Source organism: Candidatus Babela massiliensis (assembly GCF_000513475.1).
Classification (GTDB): Bacteria; Babelota; Babeliae; order Babelales; family Babelaceae; genus Babela; species Babela massiliensis.
This window is the reverse complement of the sequence record NC_023003.1, coordinates 827,685-843,734: the sequence shown is the minus strand read 5'-3', so window position 1 is coordinate 843,734 and position 16,050 is coordinate 827,685. Positions and strand designations below refer to the sequence as shown.

16 protein-coding genes are annotated in these 16,050 nt (G+C 28.4%); 6 read left to right on the top strand and 10 right to left on the bottom strand.

The genetic code is table 11. The features are described from left to right. Positions 1–15: 15 nt before the first annotated feature. Positions 16–819: an ankyrin repeat domain-containing protein gene (locus tag BABL1_RS05280; RefSeq protein WP_171814736.1), complete on the top strand. Its 804-nt coding sequence runs from the start codon at positions 16–18 to the stop codon at positions 817–819. 147 nt (positions 820–966) lie between these two features. Here BABL1_RS05280 and BABL1_RS03860 read toward each other — a convergent pair whose 3' ends face one another. Genes BABL1_RS03860 through BABL1_RS05275 form a run of 3 tightly spaced genes read right to left on the bottom strand, consistent with a single transcriptional unit; the run spans position 967 to position 2,811 of the window. Beyond that, complete coding sequence (locus tag BABL1_RS03860; RefSeq protein ID WP_023792656.1) at positions 967–1,794, bottom strand: tetratricopeptide repeat protein; 828 nt, start codon at positions 1,792–1,794, stop codon at positions 967–969. Positions 1,795–1,829: 35 nt separating this feature from the next. Continuing rightward, on the bottom strand, positions 1,830–2,288 hold the full coding sequence (gene smpB, locus BABL1_RS03855) for an SsrA-binding protein SmpB (protein WP_023792653.1): 459 nt from the start codon (positions 2,286–2,288) through the stop codon (positions 1,830–1,832). Continuing rightward, positions 2,266–2,811, bottom strand: a complete 546-nt coding sequence (locus BABL1_RS05275) for a DUF2062 domain-containing protein (RefSeq protein ID WP_023792651.1) — start codon at positions 2,809–2,811, stop codon at positions 2,266–2,268. Before BABL1_RS05275 ends, smpB begins: the two co-directional genes overlap by 23 nt. A gap of 126 nt (positions 2,812–2,937) precedes the next feature. On the opposite strand from BABL1_RS05275, the gene BABL1_RS03845 reads away from it, so the two are divergent. Together BABL1_RS03845 and tsaD are read left to right on the top strand one after the other, a co-directional pair. Then, positions 2,938–3,630, top strand: coding sequence for a hypothetical protein (locus BABL1_RS03845; protein ID WP_023792649.1), 693 nt, complete (start codon positions 2,938–2,940; stop codon positions 3,628–3,630). A 36-nt stretch (positions 3,631–3,666) separates the two neighbouring features. Further along, entirely contained in the window at positions 3,667–4,689 is a 1,023-nt protein-coding gene (gene tsaD, locus BABL1_RS03840; protein ID WP_023792646.1) for a tRNA (adenosine(37)-N6)-threonylcarbamoyltransferase complex transferase subunit TsaD, read from the top strand. 300 nt (positions 4,690–4,989) lie between these two features. On the opposite strand, the gene rho is transcribed toward tsaD, so the two are convergent. The 7 genes from rho to BABL1_RS03805 form a co-directional block, all read right to left on the bottom strand. Continuing rightward, on the bottom strand, positions 4,990–6,264 hold the full coding sequence (gene rho / locus BABL1_RS03835) for a transcription termination factor Rho (protein WP_023792643.1): 1,275 nt from the start codon (positions 6,262–6,264) through the stop codon (positions 4,990–4,992). A gap of 166 nt (positions 6,265–6,430) precedes the next feature. Further along, positions 6,431–7,372, bottom strand: coding sequence for a protein translocase subunit SecF (gene secF, locus BABL1_RS03830; RefSeq protein ID WP_023792641.1), 942 nt, complete (start codon positions 7,370–7,372; stop codon positions 6,431–6,433). 113 nt (positions 7,373–7,485) lie between these two features. Then, entirely contained in the window at positions 7,486–7,740 is a 255-nt protein-coding gene (rpmA, locus tag BABL1_RS03825) for a 50S ribosomal protein L27 (RefSeq protein WP_023792638.1), read from the bottom strand. A 68-nt stretch (positions 7,741–7,808) separates the two neighbouring features. Continuing rightward, positions 7,809–8,576, bottom strand: coding sequence for an FAD-dependent thymidylate synthase (thyX, locus tag BABL1_RS03820; protein WP_023792636.1), 768 nt, complete (start codon positions 8,574–8,576; stop codon positions 7,809–7,811). Between the two features lie 185 nt (positions 8,577–8,761). After that, positions 8,762–10,018 (bottom strand): hypothetical protein, encoded by a 1,257-nt coding sequence (locus BABL1_RS03815; protein ID WP_023792632.1) that lies wholly within the window; start codon positions 10,016–10,018, stop codon positions 8,762–8,764. A 144-nt stretch (positions 10,019–10,162) separates the two neighbouring features. Next, on the bottom strand, positions 10,163–11,581 hold the full coding sequence (locus BABL1_RS03810) for an H-type lectin domain-containing protein (protein ID WP_023792630.1): 1,419 nt from the start codon (positions 11,579–11,581) through the stop codon (positions 10,163–10,165). Between the two features lie 193 nt (positions 11,582–11,774). After that, positions 11,775–13,274 carry an autotransporter outer membrane beta-barrel domain-containing protein gene (locus tag BABL1_RS03805; RefSeq protein ID WP_023792628.1) on the bottom strand — a complete coding sequence of 500 codons (1,500 nt, stop codon included), beginning with the start codon at positions 13,272–13,274 and terminating at the stop codon, positions 11,775–11,777. A gap of 211 nt (positions 13,275–13,485) precedes the next feature. Between BABL1_RS03805 and BABL1_RS03800 the strand changes: the two genes are divergently transcribed. Genes BABL1_RS03800 through ligD (BABL1_RS03790) form a run of 3 tightly spaced genes read left to right on the top strand, consistent with a single transcriptional unit; the run spans position 13,486 to position 15,995 of the window. Next, positions 13,486–14,049, top strand: coding sequence for a DNA polymerase ligase N-terminal domain-containing protein (locus tag BABL1_RS03800; RefSeq protein ID WP_023792625.1), 564 nt, complete (start codon positions 13,486–13,488; stop codon positions 14,047–14,049). Further along, positions 14,018–15,046: a non-homologous end-joining DNA ligase gene (gene ligD, locus BABL1_RS03795; RefSeq protein ID WP_023792622.1), complete on the top strand. Its 1,029-nt coding sequence runs from the start codon at positions 14,018–14,020 to the stop codon at positions 15,044–15,046. The genes BABL1_RS03800 and ligD (BABL1_RS03795) overlap by 32 nt, the downstream gene beginning before the upstream one ends. Positions 15,047–15,053: 7 nt before the next feature. Continuing rightward, a complete protein-coding gene (ligD, locus tag BABL1_RS03790; RefSeq protein ID WP_023792619.1) occupies positions 15,054–15,995 on the top strand; it encodes a non-homologous end-joining DNA ligase in 942 nt (313 codons plus the stop codon). Positions 15,996–16,050: the final 55 nt, after the last annotated feature.

The following is a 16,050-nucleotide window of genomic DNA, read 5'->3' as shown; positions in this document are numbered from 1 at the left end:
AATAACTTTATTGCAATGGAAGTAATAAAAAACAAACAGCTTCCAATACTACCACCCGAGATATTAATTACTATCTTTGAACATCTAGTAAATCAGCATCTTAATAATGAAAAAAATTGTCTTTTCTGTTTTTATGAAAAACTTAATGAAAGAAAAAACTTAAAATCAGATCTTGTAAATTTACGATTAATAAATAAAAATTGTAAAAATTTAATAGATCAATATTTAATTAAAAATACCATAAAATTAAAACAAAAAATCTATAATAATTTTACAAATCAGATAATATCTAAAAACAAATTAAATTCTACTCAACTTAATTTAAAATTGAGTATAGTATTAAACCAAAATAAATATACCTATAAGGAACTTAAATTAGGAATTATATCTATAATTTGTGGAGCAGATCCAGATTTTAAGGGCAAATTAGATAAAACATTATTAATAATTCTAGCTCAATACGGTTATGTTGGATTACTTCATATATTACTTGAAACAAAAGCCAATATTGATTTACAAAATATCTATGGAAATACTGCTCTAATAGAATCCTTAAAGCATCAACATAAAAATATAGCCAAATTACTTATCAATAGAAATGCTAATATAAATCTTATAGGAAAAAACGGAATTACTGCTTTGATTTTGTCATGCAAAAAAGGTTACCAAGATATAGTAAAATTACTCTTAATTAAGGGGGCTAATACTACAATCAAAGATAAAAATGGTTATACTGCTTTAGACTGGGCTATAAAAAATAGAAATAAGAACTTAATTAAACTATTAACCAAAAAACCTTTAACATGTTTTCGTCAATAGTTATTTTTAGTCTTAAGGCTTAATATTTTATTAAGCTCTTATTTATAATAATATTATATTTTCTGTTACTTTTATTGATTAATTAACAGTAATCTTGTATCAAAAGATAGCTGTTAAAAAATATTAATTTTACATTCTATGTTTTTGTTACTTAGATATTATATCTAAAAGTCTTTTAGCTTCTTCATTTCCTTGATTAACTCCAATAGATAAATAATATTTAGCTTTTTCTAAATTATTTTCATAATAATATATTCTAGCTAAACTTATCTGAGACTCTATAAGATTTTGATCAGCTGCCAAAGTATAATAATATTTAGCTTTTTCAATGTCTTTTTCTTTTTCATATAAAAAGGCTAAATTATGTTGTGCCAATTCATACCCCTGCTCAGCAGCTAATTCGTAAATTTTCTTAGCTTTTTCCAGATCACTTTCGTCTTCATAAATTAAACCCAAATGATAGTTAGCAGCAAGAATATTATTAGCTGAAGCAAGCAAATAATATTCTTTTGCTTTTTGGATTTTATTTTTCCACTGATATACAATACCTAAGTTATGATAACCTTCATAGCATTGATTCTTAATAGACTCTAAGGCATATTTTTTTGCTTCTTTAAGATTATTTTCTTTAAGATATAATGTACTTAAAGCTACCTGCGCTGCAGCTTTTAAGTCTTTATTACCAGTAGCTATTTTTTCAATTACACCTAAAAAGTAATTTTTAGCTAAATTTAAATCAACTTTTTTAAACAAATACAACATTCCCAAATGGTATTCAGCATATTCACAACCCTTTTCTGCTGCTAAAAGCCAAAACTTTTCTGCATTTTCAAAATCATTATTACCATAAAACTCTGTACCTTTATTACATATGTCCCAGCTTTCTTCACTTGCAATATTATTATTTGAAATTATAGCATAGTTGTAAAACACTAAATTAAATAATAATAACGCTAGCAAATGTTTTTTTACCATAATAAGTCCTTCGTATATAAATTAATAAATATTTTTTAATAATGATTTTTCAGTTCTCTTCTTGTTTGCCTTGCTATATCCTTTTCTTTAAGTTCTTCTTTTTTAGAGTGCGCTTTTTTATGTTTTGCAATACCTAATTCAACTTTAACTTTACCTTTTTGATTAAAATATACCTTTAAAGGTACTATAGTAACACCTTTACGAGAAATATCACCTATTAATCTATTGATTTCTCGCCTATTTAAAAGTAATTTGCGTGTACGTCTTGTATGTTTTTCATCTGATGATTTACTGTAAGCATGAGAATAGGAAGATATATTTAAATTTATTAAATTAATCTCATTATCATGAACTGTTGCAAAAGAACCAACCATAGATATATGTCCTGCTCTTAAAGATTTAACTTCATCTCCTGTCAAAACAATACCAGCTTCTATTCTTTCAAGTATATCATAATCAAAAAATGCTTTTTTATTTTGAGATATTATCTTCATGATCTAATCTTAAATTCTCTCGATTTTTAACGTTATTCTTGTACAATTTAATTAATTTATCAAACACAACTTTCATAATCGGATACAATATAATACTTAAAATAATCGGCAAAACAATCCCACCTATAAGTAAACACCAAAAACAGAAGCTTGAGCCTGATAAAATACGACTTAAATCAATATAACGATTTAAAAAGTTACTAAAAGTTTGCGCAAAAGCTGGATTATATTTAATTGTATCGATCTTTAAAAAAGTATTTAAAAACCAATTGCCAAAAGCATAATCAATGGCATAAATTGGTACAATGGTTAAAGGATTACTAATAAGATATACAGTCGCAAAAGTTACTTTAGTATTCAATCTAAAAAGCCAACTGAATAAAAAAATTAAAGGAGTCTGTAACGGTATAGTAGCCGACCAAGCAATAAAATTTCCAAAACAAAATGAAAGTGTCAATTTTTTTAATGAACTTTCTTCTAAAATTAATTTAAGAAAAAAGTTTTTTATTTTATCTAAAATCATCTATATAACCAATATCTAACAAAATTTATAATTAAATTTAAAAATAAGCTTTTAAACTACACTATATTAGTATAAACTATTTTTTATAATTATTAAAATTTAGTCTATTTTAGGGAGTCGTAGGCTATGAAAAGCACAAGTAAAAAATATTTATTTTATATAGCATTATATATGCTTAATTACATCATATTTAAACCTGCTATAATATTCTCACATAGTGATCAAGAAATAGTTTCTTATATATTAAAAGTTGATTTTCCAAAATCAATAGAAAAAATACCTGAACTGTGTGCTTATTATAGAGGTTACAAAATAAACTTTGATAGAGATATATGTTTGATACGACAAGCAATACCTTCTAATCAATTTATATTAGTTATAACATCCGAGGTAAATCATAAATCTGAGGGAAATAATATAAAGTACTTAGAACGTATAGAAAGCAAACCCTGTAAAGTATTTTATATAACAAGTAAAATAGATAAGAATAATATATCAAAATGGTCTTTTGAAGAAGAAAATATAGAAAATCTACCATTGAGAATACCAGAAGGCTCATTAGTATTATTAATGGATCCTAATTACATAGATTGTTTAAAAAATTATGAAGAGCAAGAGATCAGCAAAAATTCTTATGGAACCATAATAACTTTACCTAAAATTGTAATTAAAAAAAATGCTCAAGCAAATGAAATAAATTCTTCAATGAACTATATTTGGCTAGCAGCTTTTGATAGCAATGCCATACACACAAATGTAAAAAGAGCCTCTAAAGAAAATGCAAAAGTAATAGTTTCTATGAAGTTACTCGAAAGATAATTAAAATTAAATAATTAAGAAAGTTTATATTAATATATGCCAAAGATACTAGCAATCGAAAGCTCATGCGATGATACGGGAGCTGCCGTTTATGTAACTGAAAATAAAGATAATAAAATGTTATCTAGCGTACTTTACTCTCAAATAAAAAATCATAAGAAATTTGGCGGCGTAGTACCTGAGATAGCATCTAGATCTCATCTTGAAAAAATAAGATCAATAGTAGAATCTGCTTTAAATAATGCTCAAACCTCTTTAGATAATATAGATATTATAGCTGTAACTCATAAACCAGGCTTGCCTGGTTCTTTATTAGTAGGTCTAAGCTTTGCAAAAGCTCTTGCCTGGTCTAAAGGTAAAAAGTTAATAGGAGTCAACCATTTAGAAGGTCACATATTCTCAGCTTGCATTGAAAATAATATTCCTTTTCCTTTCTTATGTATAACAGCTTCAGGAGGACACACTGCACTATATATTGTACATGATTATGGAAAGTTTGAACTTTTAGGTCAAACTTTAGATGACGCTGCCGGCGAAGCTTTTGATAAAGTATCAAAGCTAATAGGACTTGAATATCCTGGAGGCCCTATAATTGAACAATTAGCAAAAGAGGTAAATTTTCAAGATTACTTTGATTATCCAAGAGCTATGCCACATAGCTATAATTTTAGCTTTTCAGGACTTAAGACAGCGGTTTTATATGATTTAATAAAAAAAGGTGCTTATGATCCTAAAGAAAAAAAATTATTAAATCATGATCTTTACTTTAAAAAACAAGTATCAAGTTCTTTATTAAATTCAATTTCCGATATATTTAAACAAAAAATTATATTAGCTTTAAAAAATAACATAAACATTAAGGCTGTTGCATTTGTTGGAGGAGTTGCTTGTAACCAATATATACGACAAAAATTGCAAGATGTCTGTAATAGAAATAAAGTATCATTTTTTACTCCAAGTCCAAAGTATTGTACTGATAATGCTGCAATGATAGCCTATGTGGCTAATTACAAAGCATTAAACAATCAATATTCCGATTTTTCTCTTGATATTTATTAAAAATGGCTTCATTGGTAGTTTTAATCTAAAGCTATAGTATCAATAAACAAATAATAAATAATAATTAAAAATAAGCATTACTGGATCCCCAAATAAATCTTAAAAACAAGAAGAAACAGTAATGCTTATTAATATTTTTTTGACGATAAGTTTATATAACAAAAGCTCAAGTATTAATAATCTAAAAATAAATATAGCATAATAAGACTTATATCTTCTAAGCTTTCTTTATTACTCATATTTTTACTGTGGACTTAGATACATTTTCTAGTTAGTTAATTGAATTAATATTTTATGTTGTTATTCTGAAGAGCCATTCTTTTTATTCATTGCATCTAAAAATTCTTCATTTGTTTTGAATTTTTTAATTTTATCAATAAGGAATTCTATCCCCTCTATGGTGTTCATTGAGCTCAAGAATTTTCTTAAAACCCAAAGTTTATTTAATTCTGATTCATTTAACAGTAATTCTTCACGTCGAGTACCAGAGGATAATAAGTCAAACGCTGGGAATGTTCTACGATTTGCTACTTTGCGACTCATATGCATTTCCATATTACCTGTACCTTTAAATTCCTCATAGATGACTTCATCCATACGAGATCCAGTTTCTATCAAGGCAGTTGCTATAATAGTTAAGGTTCCTCCATCTTCAGTATTACGAGCAGCACCGAAAAATCTCTTAGGCCTTTGAAGCGCATTAGCATCAATACCTCCAGTTAACACTTTACCAGAAGAAGGTGCAATGGTATTATAAGCACGAGCCAGACGTGTAATAGAGTCTAATAATATAACAACGTCATTACCAACCTCAACTAAACGTTTTGCTTTTTCAAGAACTAATTCAGCTACTGCTACATGTCTTTCAGCAGACTCGTCAAATGTTGAACTTATAACTTCAGCATTTTGGCCTTTAACCGTACGACGCATATCGGTAACTTCTTCAGGTCGCTCATCTATTAATAAAACTATTAAATAAACTTCAGGATTATTAGATAAAATAGATTGAGCAACTTCTTTAAGTAAAATAGTTTTCCCTACTTTTGGCGGTGCTACTACTAAACCTCTTTGACCTTTACCAATAGGAGTAAAAAGATCCATAATACGAGTTGATATAACTGAGGTATCGTGTTCTAATGTAAATTTTTTATTTGGATGTAATGGAGATAAGCGATCAAAATAATTTCTATCAATTAATTGAGAAGGATCTTTAAAATTAACTTTATTTATTTTTAATAAAGCAAAATATTTTTCACCTTCTTTGGGTTTTCTAATAACACCTGAAACTGTATCTCCAGTTCTAAGACCAAAACGTCGAATCTGAGAAGGCGAAACATAAATATCATCAGGTCCAGAAACATAATCAAATTTGGAAGATCTCAAAAATCCAAATCCATCTGGAAGTCTTTCAAGAACTCCTTCTACTTCTCTTTCTTTTTCAGGTTCTTTTTCATATTCTTCAATGACTCTAATAAGTTCATTTTTAGACATTAGCGTTGAACCAATTACGCCAAGCCTTTTTGCTTGTCCCTGCAAATCTGAAAGGCTTAATTGAACTAAATCTTGTTCGTTCATCAAGGTAACTCCTAAAGATAAAATTTTTACAATAAATATAAGATGATAAGTTGCTATAAGGATCTATAAAGAAAAGCATTAGTCATAAATATGAACATAATACAACTAATACTTTTTAGTTATAAAATTAAAATATTACAAAAAATTTTATCTATTGATCATAAGATCATTTTTTGACTTTATTATCTTTATATAATAATAGCAGTACAGGATTTGCAATAAAAATAGTTGAATAAATACCAAAAACTATCCCAACTAAAAGAGCTAAAGAAAGATCTCTTAATGTTTCTCCACCGAAAATTGATAAAGAAACTACAACTAATAAAGTAGATATAGTAGTTAATATAGTTCTACTTAAAGTTTCAGTTATACTTATATTAATTACCTCTCTTATAGATTTATTAGGATATTTTTTTATATTATCTTTAACTCTTGAAAATATAACTATTGTATCGTTAATAGAGTAACCTAAGACGGCTAATATAGCTCCTATTACGTTTATAGAAATTTCCTTATCGAAAATTAAAAATACAGTTAAAATAGCAAGCGCATCATGAAATAATGAAACGACTGCTCCCATAGCATAAGAGAAAGAAAAAAATCTAAAAGCAATATATAAAAGCATCGCTATTAAAGATAAAACTATAGCATAAAAAGATTTTAGCCATAATCTACTTCCTGTAGCTCCTCCAACACTATCGGTCTTTAAAATTTCAACCTTATAGCTATTATCAAGGCTAGCCTCTATTGCTTTTTTTATATTTTCTGCTTCCTCTTTTACATCTTTTGCTTCTTTTTTAATTCTTATGAGCTGTTCTTTTTCTGAGAATTCACGAGCTATTGTGCCAGGCCAACCCTTTTCGTCTAATATTCTTATAATATCCTGGGACTTTACTGGTTTATTAAATTTTAATAAAGTTTGAATGCCGCCTGTAAAATCAACGCTATAATTAAAAGCAGAACCAGTTTTAAAATATCTATATAAATAAAATCCTGAAAAAGTAAAAATTAATAATGCTGAAAGAATAAGTGAAAGCCAATTGTATTTCATAAAATCAATTGGATGTTCAACAGCCTGACGGTTTGAATATCTTAAGAAATTAAACATAATGCTCCATGATAAATTACTCTACAGCCAAATTTATAGTAAAAACTGTCCCTTTTTATTAATTTTATTTACTCATATAATTTAGCAGATTTTATAAACTAATAATTTTGTATTTAAGGCTGAACTATAGAAATATATTTACGACCTTTTGGACCCCAGTGAAACTTTACTACACCAGAACCTAAGGCAAATATTGTATAGTCTTTACCTATACCAGCATTATTTCCAGGATGAAATTTAGTACCTCTTTGGCGAACTATAATTTCTCCACCGCTTACTTTTTGTCCATCAAACAGTTTAACACCTAAACGTTTGCTTATACTATCCCGGCCATTCTGGGTCGATCCACCGGATTTACTAGTTGCCATAGTCAACACTCCGAAATAAAAATATTGGTTAAATTTAAGATTTTATACTTATTATTATGAACTGATTTTTAAATAATGTCAAAAATTCCATGTTTTATTTGCCATGCATTTAATGCTACTGGAAAATGTGGCTTTGCAAGTTCTAATAGCCCTTTTGCATAAGCACGTATCTCATATTGAGCATCTTTACTTAATCTTAATTTTAGAAAATGCATAAGAGAATGTAAATTGCATGTATATATAAATTCAGTATAAGTTGCTAATGGCAACAATCCTCTTGCTTGTTCTCTTGACACACCTTTTTCTAGTAATAATTCATAATTTTTCATTATTTTTTCAATAGAATCTTTGTAAATTTGAGTTAAATTTTCATCAACAAAAGACCCTGTAGAACCTTGCTTATTATTTTTATCCTGGTACCGCCAATTTTTAGGAATATAAAATTCAAGATCTGCTTTTACATATCTATAGCTAATTTCGTTATAAGAATTCATTCTATGTCTCATCCATTGTCTTGATACATAAATAGGACACTTTACTCTAAAAGATAATTGATTATGTTCAAAAGGACTTGTATGGTCATACTGCATTAAATAATTAATTAACTTTTCATCTCTTTCATTTACCTCAGTACTAACTTTACCATAAGATACACGAGCAGCATTAACAATATCTAAATCAGATCCGGACACTCTTATCAACTCTAAAGAACTAATATTATCTTCAAGAGGGTCAAGCTTTTTCGATATTGAATCAGTATCTTTGCTATAACTATCTTCCAAAAACTCAGTCAATACGCTATTTAAATCTTTTTGCTTCTTATTGTCATCTTCCATAAGTTTTTACTTTCAAAATTAACAGATTTATTCAAATAATTATTAATAATTATTTTCTATTAAATTTATTAATTTTGCAATAGCTTATATATACTAATTAATTATAACTTTGTTTATTTTCTAAATACAATATCTTAATTATCAAATCAAAAGCGATTGATAATCGCTTTTGATTTGATAACAATTTAAGAAGCAAATCCTTGAATAATAAAATCAATATAAATATTTGATAAAAAGTTATTAATTAAATTTTGTATTGAAGTGATTGAAGAAGCAATAGAAAAAGAGCCTCCGATAATTAAAATAGGCAGATTAACTGTAAATCCATTATAAGTTAAGTTTGTTAAATAGGGGTTAAAATTAGCAATATAAGCACCAGGAATTGTACTTGTTCCGGCTACAAATGTAGTTCCTAAATTGCCTAACCCCATAGTAACAGTTGGTAAATGGTATACAGAAGATGTTGAAAAAGAAGTAGATAAAACTACATTAAAACTAAAATTTACTAAAATTGTGCTTGCAGTCCAAATATCAGATGTTGGAACACTTCCTGAAGTAGCAATTTGTCCAGAATCAGAACCATTATAAAGCACACTAAATCCTGTTGATGCCAAATTGGTAACAGGACTTGAAACGCTTAATGAGGAAATAGAAGTTGTTCCAAATCCTCTTAACCTTGAAGGAGTAGGCGCTCCTGAAATAGAAGCAGTTACAGTATAAGCTCCTGGAGAAACAGCTGGGGCTATAGCTGCTAAAGTCAGACCTATTGAGCTAGGCATTTGTATTGTGAATCTCAAATCTACTAAAGATTCAGAGCCCCCTAGTAATGGACTTTTATTATTAATCAATACAGGACCACAGACATTAAAACTATACGCAGTAATATTACCGCCTACACCTAAGTTTCCAAATATAGAAGCATTTTGGGAAATATCTAAACATCTAGCTTTCAATTGACTGAAACTTCTTTCACAGCTATTATTACATCCACTACAACTACGCATTTTATTATCCGGAATTAAAACAAATTCTCCCAACTCCAATTTATCTTTGTAATCTTTTAAAATTTTAATATAATGTTCATCATGCTCAGCCTGATTTTGATAGTATTTTATGGCTTCATCAACTGATTGATATACAAACTCGTAATCAGCAAGCACGTCTTTTTTTAATTGTTCATTCATATCAAATAAAATTGAAGATATCTGAGATTGTACCTTAAGAGATTCACGATAAAATATTTCTTTAAAACATTGAATAACATCATGAGTTAAAAAAGCATAAAAACTTTCTGAACTATCTCTTAAATTAATATTGCTAAAATCCAAATTTCTAGTAAAATCTTTATTTTCCTCATTTAATACATCAGACAATAAAATAGAAGGCCACAGATATAAAAATAGCAAAAATAGAGTATTCTTTTTTGACATAATTTTTAACATAGTCTATCTCCCTAAATTTAATTTTTTAAATTACCTAATAAAAAAATAAAAAATAAAATATCAAAATAGCTAGTTTTGATAGAATTTTATGCAAAAAAAGAGCCGATAGAAAATTCTATCGGCTCTTTTTTATTTATTAATTTATTATCTGCAAGAATTACAGCTATTAGCCGGTTTTACACACGGATTACAATTGTTAACTGGTCTTACACATGGATTACAATTGTTAACTGGTCTTACACACGGGTTGCAAGGATTAACTGGTCTTACACATGGATTACAAGCAGATGTTACAGTTGTTGTAGTAGTTGCTGATGGAAGAACACCTTCAACAATAAAATCAACAAATAAAGCAGGTATAACTGTATTAAGTATAGCATCAATACCAGCCAATACCGCAGTAGTTCCTGTAGTTGGAGTAATAGCACTAGTTAAGAAATTAGCAAGTAAACTAATTGTAAATCCTGTTGTTGTCACACTTGATGGAACAACAGCAATACTTTGTAATGCAGCTCCGCTATTTGCAACACTAGCATTAGCTGTACTAATTAAAGCAGCAGTAAGATCTGACGATAAAGCTTCTAATGAAGCCACAACTGAAGGTACTGAAGCAAAAGCTGTGCCAAATACAACAGGTATAGCCAAACGAACATATATGCCATCAGTACCTGATGTAGTAAATAAACCAGAAGAGTATTGATCTTGAGCAACTCCAGTAATAGAGCCTACAGCAAATCCAGCACCTCTGGTAGCACCTGCACCTATGCTTGCATTACCATTAAAAGTAACTGCAAGATCATAAGCTCCTGCAAATAAAGCAGATGGCGTACCGGAAATAACAAGACCTGGAGATGAAGGTAATGCAATTGTACCTCTTAAGGTTGCTAAGGATTCAGCAACTGCTACTTGAGGATTATATCCATTAACAGTTAAACTTGAACCGGTAATGCTACCACATACATTTAAGTTACCATTAATTGAAGCATTTTGTCTTACAGATAAAGAACCTGTACTTAAACAATCACGTACAACTAATTTACAATATCTTCTTCCTTTATGATATTTATGATTGTTTCTTCTATCACAATCATTACATCCATCATTATGTCTTCTTACTATATCTTGTATTTCATCAGGATTAACAATAGCTTCACCATTTTGTAGTTCTGATCTATAAGATTCAAGAGCTAAAAGTTGTTCTTTTCCTTCTTCGCCTTTTTCTTGATAGTATCTAATTGCTTCTTCTACTGCTAATTCTGTAAATTGATAATCAGCAGATTGATAATTTTTTAAATGTTCTTTCATATCTCTTAATCTTTGAGATACTTCTTCAGAATCAGGTAAAGCATTAAAGCAAGCAACCAAGTCTGAACTTAAAAAAACAACTGGATCTTTGCTTTGTTCTATTAAACTAATTTCTTCTTGACTTAATGCAATTTCAGATGCCAAATCCGGTGCTTGATCGGAATTTCTTTCAGGCATTGAATCATTTTGGGCATATGCTCTTGATGATAACAATAAAATTAATGGTATATAAGCTGAAGATATAAAACGTTTTACCATAACAACTCCTTTAGATAAGTTAAACATAATTTTAATTAACTTTATTTTGTCTAACTATAAATATAATTTTAAATCAAAGTCTAGACTTTTAATAAAAATTTTAAAATCTACTATAAATAGTAAAAAAACACGCAAAAAGAAAGAGCAAATTAAAGTTAATTTGCTCTTTCTTTTTATATTCAGTTTATAAAAATTATGAATTTACTGGGCCACTTACAGTTAGGGTTACTGCGGAATTAGCAAAATATTGGTTAAGTAAACCAGTCAATGCTGCAAGAGTATCTACTGTAGTTGGTAGTACTTCTGAATCATAAGCTGATACTAACACATTAACAGTAAATGATAACACACCATTTGCTGATACAGATATATTATTTACAACTAGAGTAACTGAGTTGATTGAAGCAGCTACACCATCAGTAATTGAACGTATTGTTGTAATATCAAAATTTTCAACTTCATCATTTGGATGACGGCAAACATAACAATTATAACAGTCAGTTATAGATAAAGGATCTGATACAAAAAATTGTGATAAACTAACATCATTTGCTGCAGGTAAATTTTCAAATGAAACAGCAACTGTAGGTGTACTTCCAGCTACAAAGTTAGTTCCAGGAATTGCCACATTAAAAGATAAATTAAGTGCAAATGATTTTGGATATCTATCGCCAAGGCAAGAGAAAGCTTGGAAATTCGCACTAATAGGATCATTATTGCTTAAATTGGTACCAGTAATTACTCCATTTGCAGTGGTTATTTGACGGGTAACAGCTAAAGTACTTACTCCTGCTAATGTGGTATTTCCATAATTTACTACAACATTAAAGGCACCAGAAACATCATCAGTAGTAGGATCATAAGCAATATCAAAAGTTGCAGGGAAAATTAATGTTGCAAAGCCAGACAAGAATCCGGTATTGGTAACAGAAGAAAGTGCACTTAAGATTCCACTACCCAATCCGCCACCATTAATTGTACCTACAGTTAAGGTGTCAATTACAGCATTAGTTGCAGTAAGAGTACCAGGAACATTTAAATCGGTTACTGTACCAGTATTTGCAGTAAAAGTATTAAGAGTTGAATTACATCCAACAGAAAGATTTCTACTTACACATAGATCTCCGCCTACTCTTGCATTTCTTCTTACACATAAAGATCTTGTTCTTAAATCTCTTTGAACAAGTAAAGAACAGTATTTTTTTCTTTTACGACGACGAGTTGTTCCTTCAGCAGTAATGGCAGCTTCGCCCATTTCTACTTCGGATCTATATTTTTGTAAAACATTAACATGCGCTTCACTTTTACAAGACTTAAAATACTCAAGAGCTTGATTAACAGCTTCTAAAACAAATGAATGCTCAGCTGATCTATAATTTTTAAGATGATCTTGCATCACTTTTAAAGTATCAGAAGTTTTTTCAGAAACTTCGATAGAATTGAAACAATTAATAACATCTGAACTTATATAACAATATAATTTATCTGGATTGTCATCAATTACATCTAATTCTTCAGGTGTTAATACTTGATTTAATAAATCTGTTTGATCTGCCAATTGATCTTTAGCATGATCAGGATTATGGTTTGAAGATAAATTAGGATTATCAGCTGCTTTGATATCAGAAGCAAATAGCAATGTTGATAAAAACCCGGATATCAACAATTTAGAAGATAGAAACTTATTTTTCATTAAAAAACTCCTTTTATAGTTTATTGATAAATTTCTAAAAATTTAAACTGCTTAAAAATAAATAACAAAATAAAAAAAATGTCTAGCATTTTGTTAAATATTTTTAAAATTAATTAAATTATTTAACTTGTTTAGATAAAAATAATAGGCTATAACATTTATTTTTCAATTAAAAGTAAATTAAGATCAAAAAATAAAAGAAAGTTGAGTTATGATAAATAGAAAAAGAAAAGAACCTATTTTTTTAGTACAAGAACATGATGCAACTACACTTCATTATGATTTTAGATTAGAAGATAAGGGAGTACTAAAATCTTGGGCATTACCCAAAGGTCCTTCAACGAATCCAAGAGAAAAACATTTAGCAATTGAAACTCCAGACCATCCGCTCAATTATCAAAATTTTGAAGGAATAATTCCGCAAGGCAGCTATGGAGCAGGAAGTGTTATTGTTTGGGATAAGGGAACTTTTAAAAACTTAAGAGATAAATCCTTATCTCAATCTATAGAAGAAGGTAAAGTTGAAGTATTTCTTAATGGAAAAAAATTAAAAGGAGCTTTTACTTTAGTAAAAACTAAATATCAAAATAATAGTAAAAATTGGTTATTTATAAAAGTCAAAGATGAATATTCAACTAAAAATAATGAAATTAAATCAAGAGCAGATAAATTAAAGGAAAAATCAGTACTATCTGATAAAACTTTAGAAAAACTAAATAAACAACTAAGTAAAGAAGGTAATAATGAAAACAAAAATAAAAAAGATAATAAGTAAACTTTCTTTAAAATCACAAAAAGAAATTCAAGAAGTCAGTATGCCTAAATGGGTTGATCCTATGCTTGCAACTCTAACTCAAGATTATTTTTCAAGCGATCACTTCATTTCAGAGCATAAATGGGATGGTGAAAGAATTATCGCTTATAAAAGCAGCAATAAAGTTTCTTTAATGACAAGAAATAAAAAATTAGCAAATGATAATTATCCTGAACTGGTAAAAAATATTCAAAATCAAGCTATTAATAATTTTATTTTAGATGGAGAAATGGTTGCTCAAGAAAACAATAAAAGCAACTTTTCTGTTCTTCAGAAAATAATGCATAGCGGCTCTCCAAAATTAAGTAAAAATATAGAAATATTTTACTATGTTTTTGATATTATTTACTTAGATAAATATGATCTGACTAACTTGGAATTAATAGATCGTAAATTTTTACTTGAAAATAGTATTGAGTTTAAAGATCAATTAAAATTCACAGAATATTATATAGGAAAACAAATTGAGCATTTTAAAAAAGCTTGCCAATTAGGCTGGGAAGGTTTAATAGTAAAAAATATTCATTCAAAATATGAGAAAATTCGTTCTAAATCCTGGTTAAAGTTCAAATGTTTTGAACAACAAGAACTGGTAATTACAGGTTATACCGACCCTCAAAAAAGTAGAGTAGGTTTTGGGGCACTATTGTTAGGATATTATGAAAATAATAAATTGATCTATGCGGGAAAAGTAGGCGCAGGTTTTAACAGAGAAACTCTAAAAGAACTAAAAGAAAAACTTTCAAAGATTGAACAGAAAGATAATCCTTTTAATCCACCCGATAGCTCAATAAAAAAATCAAAATCAATTCATTGGGTTTTACCAAAATTAGTTGCTGAAATAAGATTTAGTCAGTGGACTGCTTATAATAAACTAAGACATCCTAGATTTATGGGTTTAAGATATGATAAAGATCCAAAAGAAGTAATTAAAGAAATTCCTCAAAATTATATTTAAATTAATTATGAATAAAATAAAGATAAATAACCACTTAATAGAGATCTCAAAAGAAGACAAAATATTATACTCAAATAATTTAGACAACTCAGAAGATATAACAAAAGCCCAAATCTTAGAGTATTACAAAAGCATTTCAAAACTTATGTTACCACAACTTAAAAATAGACCACTTATGATGCGTCGTTATCCAAATGGCATAAATGGAAAATTTTTTTATCAAAAAAATATATCTTCTTACTTTCCTCATTGGATAAAAAGAGCAAAAATACTATTGAAAACACAAAGCAACAAATATAACGAATATGTTGTATGCCAAAATGAAGCAACACTTATATATTTATCAAATCAAGCAGTTCTTGAATATCATATATGGCTTTCTAAGATCGATAAAATAAATTATCCTGATAAATTAATATTTGATTTAGACCCTTCTACTTTAGATTTCGAGCCGCTCAGAAAGTGTGCTTTAATGTTAAAAGAATTATTAGAGAATTTAGATTTAGTGCCATTTTTAATGACTACAGGTTCGCACGGTCTTCATGTAGTAGTACCAATTAAACAGATCAATAAACCAAATAAACTTATTGATTTTGCAACTTTAAAAAAATTAGCAGATAGATGTGCCGAACAGATTGTTATTAAAGAACCAGAACTATTTACACTTAAAATAAGAAAGAAATCTAGAGAAAAAAAATTATTTATAGATACTTTGAGAAATCAATATGGAGCAACATCTATAGCACCTTATTCAACAAGAGCAAAACCAAATTGTCCAATAGCAACTCCACTTAATTGGCAAGAAATTTACCAAAAAGATCTACACTCACAAAAATATAATATCAAAAATATAATAAACAGAATTAAAAGCATAGAAGACCCTTGGTCCAGCTTTTTTAAAAGTGCTAAAAATATTAATATTAATCAAGCTTTAAGCAAAATAAAATAAAAAAGCTGAAGGCAGATGCCTTCAGCGATTACCCCCATTTCCCTAATCCATTAGG